Genomic DNA, 12,524 nt, shown 5'->3' on the forward strand with positions numbered 1-12,524 from the left:
CGGCTTGACGTCCCTGGCGGTGAGCCTGTTCCGGAAGGCCAGGGTTAGCCGACGCAGCCATTCGACTTTATGGTGCCAACATAGCAGTGTCAAGCTCGATCGAACGCTTGTTTTAAATTTTCGAGCGGCTTACCACAAAGACACCTGTAAGTTACAATCACCGCTTTAAAATCTGGCTGGAGAAGCACTTTGGAATTTCTGACAGAGTTCGGTTTGTTTATCGCCAAGGCCGCGACAATCGTCGTTGCCCTGGTCGTGGTTATCTCGGTGGTCATGTCAGCAGCCCAGAAGGATAAAGGTGACGACGGTGACGGCGAACTGAGGGTTCGCAAGCTCAATGAAAAATATCGAAAGCTGCGAGAGTCCCTGCACGCCCGTTTGCTCTCCGCTCACGAACGCAAGGCCTGGTCCAAGAAACACAAGAAAGAAGAGAAAGCCCGGGCCAAGGCAGAAAAGGAAAAACTGAAAGCCGGGGAAGGTCAGGCTGAAGACAAGAAGCGAGTGTTTGTCCTGGATTTCGACGGCGACATCAAAGCCAGCGACACCGACCCTCTGCGCAAGGCGATTACCGCGGTACTCAGTGTGGCGAATCCGGCTACGGACGAAGTGGTTATCCGGCTGGAAAGTGGCGGTGGCCTGGTGCACTCCTACGGGCTGGCGGCCGCGCAGCTGGACCGTATCCGCAGCAAGGGCCTGCACTTGACCGCCTGCGTCGACAAAGTGGCTGCCAGCGGCGGTTATATGATGGCCTGTGTAGCGGACCGCATCGTGGCATCCCCCTTCGCAGTGCTCGGCTCCATCGGTGTTGTCGCCCAACTGCCGAACTTCCACCGCCTCCTCAAAGAGAACAACGTGGATTTCGAAGTCCTGACCGCCGGCGAACATAAGCGTACATTGACGGTGTTTGGTGAAAACACCGAAAAAGGCCGGCAGAAATTCCTGGAAGATCTCGAAGATACCCATGTGCTTTTCAAGGAATACGTCAGCGAGCGCCGCCCGGAGCTCGACATCTCGGCGGTCGCCAACGGTGATATCTGGTTTGGCCGCCGGGCGCTGGACGTGAACCTGATCGACGAAATCAAAACCTCCGACGAATATCTCATTGAGGCCTGCGAAAGTGCAGACGTAATCTCAGTGAGCTACCAGCGCAAACGGACCTTGCCGGAAAAGCTTGGCCTGGCGACCAGCGCAGCCCTCGAGCACACCGTATGGAAAGTGCTGAGCGCGTTTCGTAACCAGAAAATCCAGTAGCTGATACAGACAAACGGGGACCAGTATGACAACAACGACCGAATTCAAAGCCTGGCGCGTACAGGAGCGGGACGGAGAATACGTTGGCAGTGAACAGACCCTGTCGACCAGCGACCTGCCGGCGAATGAGGTGCTGATCAGGGTCAGTCACTCGTCCCTGAACTACAAGGACGCCCTGTCAGCTTCCGGAAACAAAGGCGTCACCCGCAACTTTCCCCATACCCCTGGCATTGACGCCGCCGGTGAAGTCATTGAATCAGCCACTGGGGAGCCGGCGGTTGGCAGCAAGGTCATAGTGACCGGCTACGACCTGGGCATGAACACCGATGGCGGCTTTGGCGAATACATCCGCGTGCCGGCCTCCTGGTGCGTTACCATGCCCGACGGCTGGGAAAACCGTACAGCCATGATCTACGGCACCGCCGGCCTGACCGCCGGGCTATGCGTCCAGAAACTGCTAAAAATGGGCGCAGCCCCGGAGCAGGGCAAAGTCGCCGTCTCCGGCGCCAGCGGCGCTGTCGGTAGCGTCGCGGTAGAGCTGTTATCAACACTTGGTTTCGAAGTGATCGCCATCAGCGGCAAACAAGACCACGCCGACGAACTGAAAGCCCTGGGAGCCTCCGAAGTCGTCGGCCGTGACGCCCTGGCCGCCGAGAAAAAGCCCATGCTCAAGCCCGCATTCGCCAACGCCGTAGACACCGTCGGCGGACAGCCCCTGGCAGAGCTCCTGAAACAGATCCAGCCAGGCGGCTCCGTATCCTGCTGCGGCCTCGTCGCCGGCCCACAACTGGAAACCACGGTTCTGCCGTTCATCCTGCGGGGTGTAAACCTGCTCGGCGTGGACTCGGTAGAAATTCCGCTGGCGGACAAAACCGCTGTATGGAAAAAGTTCGCTGGCGAGTGGGCATGCCCGAAAACCGAAGCCTCCGCCCGGGACATTGGGCGAGGTGGGCTGGATGGCGCGTTGAAAGCGTTTCTGAAAGGGGAGTCGTCAGGAAAGATCGTGCTAGATCACTCTCTTTAAGAGAGTCGATTCTTTTCTTTAGAAGGGACGGCTGTCTGAATAGTCAGCCAGAACAAAGGGGGAATGGGTAACCAAAACTGTGCGGAGCCATGGATGGCGGAGCCCAAGCCGCACATGGACGTCTCGAGGCGTGTTTTGGTTACCCATTCCCCCTTTGTTCGTTTGGGGAGTAATTAGTAGTCAGGGATTAGGAAGCTCGGCGCCTAAACAGCGGCACGTCAGTATCTGTAGCAGCCTGATACCCCTGACTGAAAAAGTTCAGAGCACGGGCAGCCTTGGAAGCATCCTTATCTTCCCGCAAAGCATAACTATCAAACCCGCAACGCTTCATGAACTGCAACTGATCCAGCAGAACATCCCCGATTGCCCGCAGCTCATACTGGTAGCCAAAACGCTCCCGCAACAGACGCGCAATGCTGTAACCCCGGCCATCGGCAAACTTGGGAAAGTTCACGGCAATCAGCTTCAGCTCATTGACCTGACCCTCAAGCAACTCCGGCTCATCGTGACTGTCGAACCAGACGCCAATATCATCGCGCCCCTCAAAATGCTCCTTGCCAGCCAGCCAGAGATCCACAGGAATCAGCGCCGGCTGACCTTCGGGAATATCCAGGGAGTCGCCGTCCGCCGGGCGGGGAACAACAACCCAGGAATCCTGCTTGATGGCCCCGACTTTAGTGATAACTTCAGGCATAAACCCGCTCCTTGAATGGCTCAATTCCAATCCGACGGTAAGTCTCCAGGAAAGGCTCTTCCTCCTTCCGGTTGTTGACGTACACATCAATAATCTTGGCGATCACTTCCGGCATGTCCTCCTGGGCAAACGACGGCCCAAGAATCTTGCCGATGGTCGCATCGTGATGAGAGGAACCGCCCAGACTTACCTGATAGAACTCCTCGCCTTTCTTGTCGACGCCCAGAACGCCAATATTGCCCACATGGTGGTGGCCACAGGCGTTCATGCATCCGGAGATGTTCAGATCAATCTCACCCAGGTCGTAGAGGAAATCCATGTCGTCAAAGCGACGCTGGATAGACTCGGCAACCGGAATCGACTTGGCGTTGGCCAGGGCGCAGTAGTCGCCACCCGGGCAGCAGATAACGTCGGTCAGTGTGTTGAGGTTGGCGGTTGCGAAGCCCATGGGTTCGATGTCTTGCCAAAGCTCAAACAGCTGGTCCTGGCGAACGTCAGCCAGCACGACATTTTGCTGGTGAGTGACGCGAACTTCGCCAAAGCTGTATTGGTCTGCCAGCTCGGCAATCTGTTCCAGCTGTGTATCGGACACATCGCCGGGCGGAGTGCCGGTCTTCTTCATGGTCAGGGTGACGATCGCATAGCCGGGCTTCTTGTGACTGTCGACGTTGTGGCTCAGCCACTGGTCGAACCGCCGGTTCTCGAATCGCTGGCTGGCCAGCTGTTCGGAAGCGTTTTCCAGAGCATCATAGTCCGGCTCGGTGAAGTAGCCCTGAATGCGCTCAATGGCTTCGCGGGTCAGGCGGGTGGGGGAGTCCTTGATATGGGCCCACTCAGCCTCTACTTTCTCGGCAAAGCCTTCCGGCGTCAGCGCCTTCACCAGAATCTTGATTCTCGCCTTGAACTTGTTGTCCCGGCGACCGTAACGGTTGTATACCCGCAGTACGGCTTCAAGATAGGTCAACAGATCCAGCTCCGGCAGGAACTCGCGAATCACCGGACCCACCATTGGCGTACGGCCCAGGCCGCCGCCAACGTGAACGCGGAAACCAAGCTCGCCCTGATCGTTGCGCACCATCTGCAGGCCGATGTCGTGAACCTGGATGGCCGCCCGGTCGGTTTTCTCGGAGGCATTCACCGCCACCTTGAACTTGCGGGGCAGGAACGCAAATTCCGGATGGAAAGTGGACCACTGGCGAATGATTTCGCAGTAGGGTCTTGGGTCGGCCACTTCATCCACCTGGACGCCGGAGAACTGATCCGTGGTCGTGTTACGGATGCAGTTACCGCTGGTCTGGTTGGCGTGCATTTCCACTTCCGCCAGTTCCGCCAGAATGTCGGGCACATCTTCCAGTGCCGGCCAGTTCAGCTGAACGTTCTGACGGGTAGTGAAGTGGGCGTAGCCCTTGTCATAATCACGGGTGATTCGTGCCAGGCGGCGTAGCTGGCCGGAGTGGAGCATGCCGTACGGGACACAGATCCGCAGCATGGGCGCAAGACGCTGAACGTAAAGACCGTTCTGGAGTCGAAGCGGGAGGAATTCGTCCTCGCTCAGTTCGCCGGCAAGAGCCCGCTCGGTCTGGTCACGGAATTGGGCAACCCGCTCGGCAGCTATTTGCCGATCGTGTTCATCGTATACGTACATAGTAAAACGTCCTGCAAAAACGCGTGGAATCAGGCTCTATGGCCTTTTCAGGAGGGCAGAATATCACCGTGTATATATTCTTAAAATGATTATTTCCAAATATGTTTATCGATTTAGGTGATAATGAATTGGGAAAAACACTGGACGGATGGCCATTCAGTGCTTAACTTTATAGGGCGAGTGTTCTGGCGGGGCTCAATCCCGTGTGCCAGATCCAGATAACAAAAACAGTACCAGGAGGAATCCGGAATGAAGAAAAACGCACATTCTGACAGCAGTGTTGATGCCGTGGCAGCCGTGTTGCTGATCATGCTGGTTGTGGCATTTGCCGTGGTCTGGGTAAGCGGACAGTAGTCTACTGTCCGGACAGTACCAGTTTGACGACAATCACCAGGGTCACGACAAAACCAATGGTGAACAGCAGGCCCGCAATGATATAGGGAAGCGGGCTGTGGCTGGAAAAATCCTCCTGCCGGCGTTTGTCCGACTGGACACCAAAGGCGCCGGCAATGATGCTTTGCATTATTTTCAGCACCCCCGGATTTCTGGGTCTGGATTGTTGCTCCCCGTTATCCTCTTTACCTTCACTTGCCATCGGATTGCCCCGTTTCAGTGAATTATTCAGCCGGGTCATAAGCCAGGCTGGGCGCCAACCAGCGTTCAGCTTCCGCCTTTGAAATACCCTTGCGCTCAGCATAGTCCTCGACCTGATCCGCGCCAATCTTGCCGACCGCAAAATACTTGGACTCGGGGTGGGCAAAGTACCAGCCGGATACCGCAGCGGTCGGATACATGGCAAAGTGCTCGGTCAACTCAATGCCGGTTTGCCCGGTCGCATCCAGCAGGCTGAACAGCTCAGCCTTCTCGGTATGGTCGGGGCAGGCCGGGTACCCGGGTGCCGGACGAATACCGCGATAGCGTTCACGGATAAGATCTTCATTGGCCAGCTTTTCATCCGTGGCGTAGCCCCAGAATTCCTGTCGCACCCGTTCGTGCATCCGCTCAGCGAAGGCTTCGGCCAACCGGTCGGCCAGGGCCTTTACCATAATGGCGTTGTAGTCGTCGTTACGGTCTTTGTATTCCACGGACAGTTCTTCCGCGCCAACTCCCGTGGTCACAGCAAAGCCGCCCACGTAATCGGCGGTGCCGGATTGCTCCGGTGCGACAAAGTCCGACAGCGTCATCATTGGCTTGCCCGGGGCTTTATCATCCTGCTGGCGCAAGTGGTGCAGGGTAGTCAGTTCCTCGGTTCTGGCGTCGTCCTTGTAAACGACAATGTCATCGCCCCTGCGGTTGGCCGGCCAGAAACCGATCACGCCCCGCGCCGACACCCGCTTTTCATCGATCATCTGGCGCAGGATTTTCTGCGCGTCGTCAAAGAGCGTGCGGGCCGCTTCGCCACGCTTGGGGTCATCGAAAATGGCCGGGTATTTGCCAGACATGTCCCAGGAGATGAAGAACGGCGTCCAGTCGATGTAATCCACCAGTTCGTTGAGGTCATAGTCCTCAAAGACACGAATGCCGGTAAAGGCAGGTTTCGGGGGCTGATAGCCGTCGAAATCGATGTCCGGCGCGCGGTCACGGGCTTCTTTCAATGACACCAGTTTGGTGCGATCGCCACGATTCTTGCGGCGTTCGCGAATCTCGTCGTACTCGGTACGGGCCGCCTCGACCATGGCGGGTTTGGCCGTGTTGCTCAGCAATTGCGAGGCAACGTTCACGCAGCGAGACGCGTCAGAAACATAAAGTGCAATGTCGTTCTTGTACTGGGGCTCGATCTTGACGGCCGTGTGGGCCTTGGACGTGGTTGCGCCGCCGATCATCAGCGGAAGGTGGAAATCCAGGCGCTGCATTTCCCGGGCAACGTGTACCATTTCGTCCAGGGACGGGGTGATCAGGCCGCTGAGACCGATAATGTCGACGTTTTCCTTCTTCGCCGTCTCCAGGATCTTGTCGCAGGGCACCATGACGCCCATGTCGATCACTTCGTAGTTGTTGCACTGGAGTACCACACCTACGATGTTCTTGCCGATATCGTGGACGTCGCCCTTGACGGTGGCCATCAGGATCTTGCCCTTTGCCTTCTGGCCTTCGCTCTTCTCCGCCTCGATAAACGGAATCAGGTGAGCAACGGCCTGTTTCATCACTCGGGCGCTCTTGACCACCTGGGGCAGGAACATCTTGCCATCACCGAACAGGTCGCCGACCACGTTCATGCCATCCATCAATGGACCTTCGATCACCTCAATGGGATGTTCGGCCTCAAGGCGGCAGTCCTCGGTGTCCTCAATGATGTAGCTGGTAATACCCTTGACCAGTGCGTGTTCGAGACGCTTCTGCACTGGCCATTCACGCCAGGCCAGATCCTCTTCCTGGGTCTTGCCGCCTTTACCTTTATAGCGTTCGGCAATTTCCAGAAGGCGGTCGGTGCCGTCGTCCCTGCGGTTGAGCACAACGTCTTCCACCAGTTCCTTGAGCTCCGGATCGATCTCATCGTAGATCACCAACTGGCCCGGATTCACGATCCCCATGTTCATGCCGGCCTTGATGGCGTGGTACAAGAACACGGAGTGGATCGCCTCACGGACCACGTCGTTGCCGCGGAACGAGAAGGACACGTTGCTGACGCCGCCTGAAATGCTGGCATGGGGCAGGTTTTCCCGAATCCAGCGGGTGGCGTTGATAAAGTCGACGGCGTAGTTGTTGTGCTCTTCAATGCCGGTCGCAATGGCAAAGATGTTGGGATCGAAAATGATGTCGCCCGGGTTGAATCCGATTCCGGTCAACACATCGTAGGAGCGCTTGCAGATTTCGGTCTTGCGCTCGTAGGTATCTGCCTGGCCCTGTTCGTCAAAGGCCATGACCACCACGGCCGCACCATAGCGCATGCAATCACGGGCACGCTTGATGAATTCCTCTTCGCCTTCCTTGAGGCTGATGGAGTTGACCACGGCCTTGCCCTGGATGCAGCGCAGGCCCGCCTCGATCACATCCCACTTGGACGAGTCGATCATAAGAGGAACACGGGAGATATCCGGTTCGGAGGCGACCAGCTTCAGGAAGGTCACCATGACCTCCTTCGAGTCCAGCATGCCTTCGTCCATGTTGATATCGATGATCTGGGCGCCGTTTTCCACCTGGTCACGGGCAACGCTCAACGCTTCCTCGTACTGCTCTTCCTTGATCAGGCGCAGGAAGCGCTTGGAGCCGGTGACGTTGGTGCGCTCACCCACGTTGATGAACAGGGTGTTCTTGTCACCGGTGAATGGCTCCAGGCCGGATAGGCGCAGGGCCTTGGGGCGGTCAGGAATCTGGCGGGGTGGATACTTGGCAACCGCAGTGGCAATGGCTTCGATATGGTCAGGGCGTGAACCGCAGCAACCGCCGATAATATTGAGGAAACCATCCCGGGCGAAGCCTTCGATGATCTCCGCCATTTCTTCCGGCGTCTGGTCGTATTCGCCAAATTCATTGGGCAGGCCCGCGTTCGGATGCGCACTGACGTAGGTTTCTGCCTTGGTGGACAGCTCTTCCACGTATGGGCGCAACGCGTCGGCCCCGAGGGCGCAGTTCAGACCCACGGAAATGGGCTTGGCGTGCGCCACCGAGTTCCAGAAGGCTTCGGTGGTCTGGCCGGACAGCGTGCGGCCGGAGGCATCGGTAATGGTGCCGGAAATCATGATCGGCAGGGTAATGCCGCTGTCTTCAAAATACTGCTGGGTGGCGTAAATGGCCGCCTTGGCGTTCAGAGTATCGAAAATGGTCTCGATCAGGATCAGGTCGGAGCCACCCTCGACCAGGCCTTCCACCGCTTCGTAATAGTTGTCCACCAGGGTCTGGAAATCGACATTACGATAGCCGGGGTTGTTCACATCCGGGGAGATGGAGGCCGTGCGCGAGGTGGGGCCCACGGCACCGGCTACAAACCGCGGCTTCTCCGGGTTCCTCGCCGTAAAGTCGTCCGCGATCTCCCGCGCCAGCCTGGCAGCGGCAACGTTCAGCTCTTTGGCAATGGATTCCAGCCCGTAATCCGCCTGGGACAACTGGGTTGAGTTGAAGGTATTGGTCTCAATGATATCCGCGCCGGCGTCCAGGTAATCCGCATGGATATTGCGGAGTAGGGCAGGCTGGGTCAGGTTCAACAGGTCATTGTTGCCCTGAACTTCCCGGTCGTAATCCGCAAAACGATCACCTCGAAACGCTTCCTCGTCCAGCTTGAGGTTCTGGATCATGGTGCCCATGCCGCCATCAAGGACAACAATGCGTTCCTGCAGGGCCTTGTGGAGCTGTTCCAGGCGAGTGGTGCGATCGGTCATAGCGTACTTCCGGAAGTCGTGTTTAACGTCGTATTTAACTGAACGGCGCGGGATCATAGCAAAATTGCAGGATTCCGTCCCGGTACCGATGACAATAGTCAACTATCGGCGTCAATAGGGGAAATTCATCATCATCGTAATGCCCGACTATTTTACTTGGTCTTTCATGTTCAGGCGAACTCCCTTAAAATGAAGTGAAACTTTCAAACGGGTTGAAAACATGGCATTGGTTACTGTGACTGATCCCGCACGGGATTACCTGGCACAACTTATCGAAAAGCAGGACGTGGAAGGCATGGGCGTACGAATCTTCGTGACCCAGCCCGGCACCAAGAATGCCGAGACCTGTCTGGCCTACTGCCCGCCCAACGAGGTTGTTCCAACCGACGAGCAAGTGGATCTGGGCAAGTTCACCCTGTTTCTGGACCATAACTCCATACCCTTCCTCGAAGAGGCGTACGTAGACTATTCCAAGGACCAGATGGGCGGCCAGCTTACCATCAAGGCGCCCAACGCCAAGGTTCCGAACGTTGACGACGATGCGCCGCTGCCGGACCGCGTGAACTACGTACTGGCGTCCGAGATTAATCCCAATCTGGCCTCCCACGGTGGCGATGTGTCGCTGGTGGAAATTGTCGACGAATCTATTGCGGTGCTGCGCTTCGGTGGCGGTTGCCAGGGCTGCAGCGCGGTGAGCCTGACCCTGAAGCAGGGCGTTGAAACCACTCTGAAAGAGCGTGTCCCCGAGATTACCGCTGTCCGTGACGTGACGGACCATACCGTTACCGAGAACGCTTACTACCAGTAATCCCCGTGCTGAATCGCCGGGTTCCGGACAATTGATTCCGGGGCCGGGCGAATCCCTTCACTGCTGCCGCATTACCCTCGCTTGTTTGGCTACACGGCCAATGCCGTTGCATTTCAATTACTTCATCATCTGTCACACAATCAAAAACCATGGGCGGGTAACATGCCTGTCTGATAAATAAGGGCGCAATCGCGGGCACAAAGGGTCTGCGACACTTTTATAACCGGGGTTAGATTTGTTCGACGTTGCACTTCTTTCTGTGCCACTCATGGCGGCTGTTGTTGGTTGGTTTACCAACTGGCTGGCTATTCAGATGTCCTTCTATCCGGTGCGGTTTATCGGCATCGGTGTGATCGGCTGGCAGGGCGTTATCCCGCGCAAAGCGGAGAAGATGGCGCACATTTGTATTGATCGTACCCTGCAACAGTTCGGGGACCTCAACGCGGTCTACCGTAAGCTGGAACCCCATCGAATCGTCGAGCAAGTGGTTGCCCAGGTGAATCCGCGACTGGATGAATACATTGATGAAGTGATGTATGAAATCCAGCCGGTATTGTGGGACAACCTGCCGTTGTTTCTGCGCAACCGCATTTACGAGTGGGCGAGGGAGCAGTTGCCCTCGCGAATCGAATCCCTGGTCGAGGATTTCGGGGATGACCTCAACGATCTGGTGGACCTCAAGGCCCTCCTAAGCCGTGAGCTGGAACACCACCCGGATCTGATGAACCGTATTTTCCAGCAGGCCGGTTCGGTCGAGCTGCGTTCCGTTATCAATCGCGGGGCGATCATCGGCGGCTTGCTGGGCGCGATTCTCGCCCCATTGTGGGCGAGGTATCCGGAACCCTGGCTGTTGCCGTTGGGCGGGTTTGCCGTTGGTTTTCTGACCAACTGGCTGGCGATCAACCTGATCTTCAGTCCCCTGAAGCCCAGGCGCATCCTGTTCTGGAAGGTCCAGGGTCTGTTCCTGCGCCGGCAGCCTGAAATCAGCGATGTGTGGGCCCGTCTGGTGGCGGAAGAGCTGATTACTGTCGAGAAAGTCGCAGACGCGATGATCAATGGCAATCACGGCGACCGTACGCGGGCGATTATCCAGAAACACCTTCGCCCATTATTGGACAATTCCGTATTGATGAAGCTCACCGCTCAGGTCGCCGTTGGTATGACCGGCTACACTGAGCTGAAGAAAGCCATGAACCAGAAGGCCGTACTCGCGACCCGGGATGTGTTCGGTGACCCTGCTTTCAATCGTGAACGGGCGCCGGTCGTTGCGGATGTACTTGCTGGTCAGATGAAATCACTGAGGCCATCGGAATTTCAGGACATCCTTCGCCCGGCCTTCCGGGAGGAAGAGATTCAACTGATGGTGGTTGGCGGGTTGTTCGGCGCCGTGGCGGGCATACTCCAGTTTATTGCCCTCAACCATCTGTTGTAGATTTTTGAACACCTATTCCAAGGAGAGTCACGCATGGAATTCGGATTAATGTTACTGACCCAGGTTATCGTCACCGCCCTGGTTGTGCTGGGCGTGCTAGCCGGCTTCTGGTTCAGGGTTGTGCGCCCGTATCTGGACCGCAAGGTGCAAGAGCTTATCGAAGCGTCGAAAGAGATAGAGCCCAGTGTCACGCGAGGCGTGAAAGCAGGCGTGGCGGAAACGATACGGGAACTGCCTGAGAGCACGGTCAAGGAATCCACCCGCCAGTTTCTCAAGTTCGGATCCGGGCTGTTCGAGAACGGATTGAGCAGCTTCCTGGGGAGTGCGGCGGATCTTGAGCGTCAATCCCGCGAAAATGGCCTGGGCCCGCGGGAATAACCTACAGGCAGTTGGTTGGTCTGGGCAGCCCCGCGATGCGGCAGGCTGTCTTGGCCGGCGTGCCCGGGAACAGTTGCATCAGATAGATACTGTTTCCCTTTTCCTCACCCAATGCTTCCTTCACCGCCTTGACGAACAGTCGATTCGAGGGAGGTGACATTTCATGTTCTTTGTAAAAATCCCTCAGGAACATGATGATCTCCCAGTGATTTTCTGAAAGATTCATCGCGTCTTCCGACGCAATCTCCCGGGCCACCTCTTCGGTCCAGGCGGATGCGTCCTCCAGAAAACCCTCGTTATTGCGAATGACCGTTGCCATGATTTACCAGCTGATAACCCGTTGTGCCTGAATGGTGAGGGAGACCATATCATCGAAGGTGATATGTCCTGAACTATCCTGTGCGGATTCAATCGCTCTGGCGCGCAGATCCTCCCGCAACGCATACACCGTATCCGGCAGGGTGACGGTTGAGTCGGCCAGGGCAGTGACGGCATTGCCGGTCAGCAGGATTGCGTCCTGAGCGCCCATCATTCCCAGGCACTCACGAAACCGTGTGTGTCCGGGGGGCTTGCTGACGATATGAAGTGTGTGCATAACGGTTCTGTCTCCTGGGCGTTGGTGTTTCAACCTGAAAACACAACGTGTTGGTACTGTTCCAGCGTTTCGGATGTATTCTCAATCAGGTTGACGCCATCGATCAGGGTGGCATCGCTGAGGCCAAATCGCTGGCAGGCCGCTTTGTCCGCCAATATGGCCTCTACCCCGAAAATACCGGCCGCAGCCAGGTTCCGTTCCACCGACTTCTGATGGATACCCTGGGGGTTCTGGCTCTGCTTCAGCCAGAGCACGCCTGAATCGATAAACAGCAGGGACACGGGTTGATCAAAAGCCGCCAGTGAAAAGGCCATGTCCAGGCTCTCCCGTCCTCCCCAGCTGCCGTAGGGAGGCTGATCTATCACAATCAGCGTGTGCATG

12 protein-coding genes are annotated in these 12,524 nt (G+C 56.8%); 5 read left to right on the plus strand and 7 right to left on the minus strand.

Features of this window, described 5'->3' with window-relative positions; translation table 11 throughout:
- The first annotated feature begins 189 nt into the window (after window positions 1-189).
- Both sohB and ACJO5Y_RS04525 read left to right on the plus strand, forming a co-directional pair.
- Window positions 190-1,251 (plus strand): protease SohB, encoded by a 1,062-nt coding sequence (gene sohB / locus ACJO5Y_RS04520; protein WP_406985234.1) that lies wholly within the window; start codon window positions 190-192, stop codon window positions 1,249-1,251.
- Window positions 1,252-1,276: 25 nt separating this feature from the next.
- The gene (locus ACJO5Y_RS04525) at window positions 1,277-2,275 is read left to right on the plus strand and encodes a YhdH/YhfP family quinone oxidoreductase (protein WP_406985235.1); all 999 of its coding nucleotides are present in this window, start codon (window positions 1,277-1,279) and stop codon (window positions 2,273-2,275) included.
- A gap of 187 nt (window positions 2,276-2,462) precedes the next feature.
- Here the strand turns inward: ACJO5Y_RS04525 and ACJO5Y_RS04530 are convergent, their stop codons facing one another.
- The 4 genes from ACJO5Y_RS04530 to metH form a co-directional block, all read right to left on the minus strand.
- Window positions 2,463-2,969, minus strand: coding sequence for a DUF934 domain-containing protein (locus ACJO5Y_RS04530; RefSeq protein ID WP_406985236.1), 507 nt, complete (start codon window positions 2,967-2,969; stop codon window positions 2,463-2,465).
- Window positions 2,962-4,614: a nitrite/sulfite reductase gene (locus tag ACJO5Y_RS04535; RefSeq protein WP_406985237.1), complete on the minus strand. Its 1,653-nt coding sequence runs from the start codon at window positions 4,612-4,614 to the stop codon at window positions 2,962-2,964. Before ACJO5Y_RS04535 ends, ACJO5Y_RS04530 begins: the two co-directional genes overlap by 8 nt.
- A gap of 355 nt (window positions 4,615-4,969) precedes the next feature.
- Entirely contained in the window at window positions 4,970-5,209 is a 240-nt protein-coding gene (locus ACJO5Y_RS04540; RefSeq protein WP_406985238.1) for a DUF2970 domain-containing protein, read from the minus strand.
- A gap of 22 nt (window positions 5,210-5,231) precedes the next feature.
- A complete protein-coding gene (gene metH, locus ACJO5Y_RS04545) occupies window positions 5,232-8,930 on the minus strand; it encodes a methionine synthase (protein WP_406985239.1) in 3,699 nt (1,232 codons plus the stop codon).
- A 220-nt stretch (window positions 8,931-9,150) separates the two neighbouring features.
- Between metH and nfuA the strand changes: the two genes are divergently transcribed.
- The 3 genes from nfuA (at window position 9,151) to ACJO5Y_RS04560 (ending at window position 11,548) form a co-directional block, all read left to right on the plus strand.
- Window positions 9,151-9,738, plus strand: a complete 588-nt coding sequence (nfuA, locus tag ACJO5Y_RS04550) for a Fe-S biogenesis protein NfuA (RefSeq protein ID WP_406985240.1) — start codon at window positions 9,151-9,153, stop codon at window positions 9,736-9,738.
- 235 nt (window positions 9,739-9,973) lie between these two features.
- On the plus strand, window positions 9,974-11,170 hold the full coding sequence (locus ACJO5Y_RS04555; protein WP_406985241.1) for a DUF445 domain-containing protein: 1,197 nt from the start codon (window positions 9,974-9,976) through the stop codon (window positions 11,168-11,170).
- 33 nt (window positions 11,171-11,203) lie between these two features.
- On the plus strand, window positions 11,204-11,548 hold the full coding sequence (locus ACJO5Y_RS04560) for a hypothetical protein (RefSeq protein WP_406985242.1): 345 nt from the start codon (window positions 11,204-11,206) through the stop codon (window positions 11,546-11,548).
- A 1-nt stretch (window position 11,549) separates the two neighbouring features.
- On the opposite strand, the gene ACJO5Y_RS04565 is transcribed toward ACJO5Y_RS04560, so the two are convergent.
- From ACJO5Y_RS04565 to ACJO5Y_RS04575, 3 genes are read right to left on the minus strand one after another with little or no spacing between them, the layout of a single operon-like run.
- Window positions 11,550-11,867: a TusE/DsrC/DsvC family sulfur relay protein gene (locus ACJO5Y_RS04565; protein WP_406985243.1), complete on the minus strand. Its 318-nt coding sequence runs from the start codon at window positions 11,865-11,867 to the stop codon at window positions 11,550-11,552.
- A gap of 3 nt (window positions 11,868-11,870) precedes the next feature.
- Window positions 11,871-12,143, minus strand: coding sequence for a sulfurtransferase complex subunit TusB (gene tusB, locus ACJO5Y_RS04570; RefSeq protein ID WP_406985244.1), 273 nt, complete (start codon window positions 12,141-12,143; stop codon window positions 11,871-11,873).
- A gap of 29 nt (window positions 12,144-12,172) precedes the next feature.
- Complete coding sequence (locus tag ACJO5Y_RS04575) at window positions 12,173-12,523, minus strand: DsrE family protein (RefSeq protein WP_406985245.1); 351 nt, start codon at window positions 12,521-12,523, stop codon at window positions 12,173-12,175.
- Window position 12,524: the final 1 nt, after the last annotated feature.

It is taken from the genome of Marinobacter alkalisoli, from assembly GCF_045449855.1.
GTDB lineage: Bacteria > Pseudomonadota > Gammaproteobacteria > Pseudomonadales > Oleiphilaceae > Marinobacter.

Bases quoted from the DNA above. Each gene is read 5' to 3' on its own strand.
- ACJO5Y_RS04540 (WP_406985238.1), bottom strand. From the start codon at position 5,209: ATGGCAAGTGAAGGTAAAGAGGATAACGGGGAGCAACAATCCAGACCC.
- ACJO5Y_RS04530 (WP_406985236.1), bottom strand. From the start codon at position 2,969: ATGCCTGAAGTTATCACTAAAGTCGGGGCCATCAAGCAGGATTCCTGG.
- ACJO5Y_RS04535 (WP_406985237.1), bottom strand. From the start codon at position 4,614: ATGTACGTATACGATGAACACGATCGGCAAATAGCTGCCGAGCGGGTT.
- tusB (WP_406985244.1), bottom strand. From the start codon at position 12,143: ATGCACACACTTCATATCGTCAGCAAGCCCCCCGGACACACACGGTTT.
- ACJO5Y_RS04565 (WP_406985243.1), bottom strand. From the start codon at position 11,867: ATGGCAACGGTCATTCGCAATAACGAGGGTTTTCTGGAGGACGCATCC.
- ACJO5Y_RS04560 (WP_406985242.1), top strand. From the start codon at position 11,204: ATGGAATTCGGATTAATGTTACTGACCCAGGTTATCGTCACCGCCCTG.
- metH (WP_406985239.1), bottom strand. From the start codon at position 8,930: ATGACCGATCGCACCACTCGCCTGGAACAGCTCCACAAGGCCCTGCAG.
- ACJO5Y_RS04525 (WP_406985235.1), top strand. From the start codon at position 1,277: ATGACAACAACGACCGAATTCAAAGCCTGGCGCGTACAGGAGCGGGAC.
- nfuA (WP_406985240.1), top strand. From the start codon at position 9,151: ATGGCATTGGTTACTGTGACTGATCCCGCACGGGATTACCTGGCACAA.
- ACJO5Y_RS04575 (WP_406985245.1), bottom strand. From the start codon at position 12,523: ATGCACACGCTGATTGTGATAGATCAGCCTCCCTACGGCAGCTGGGGA.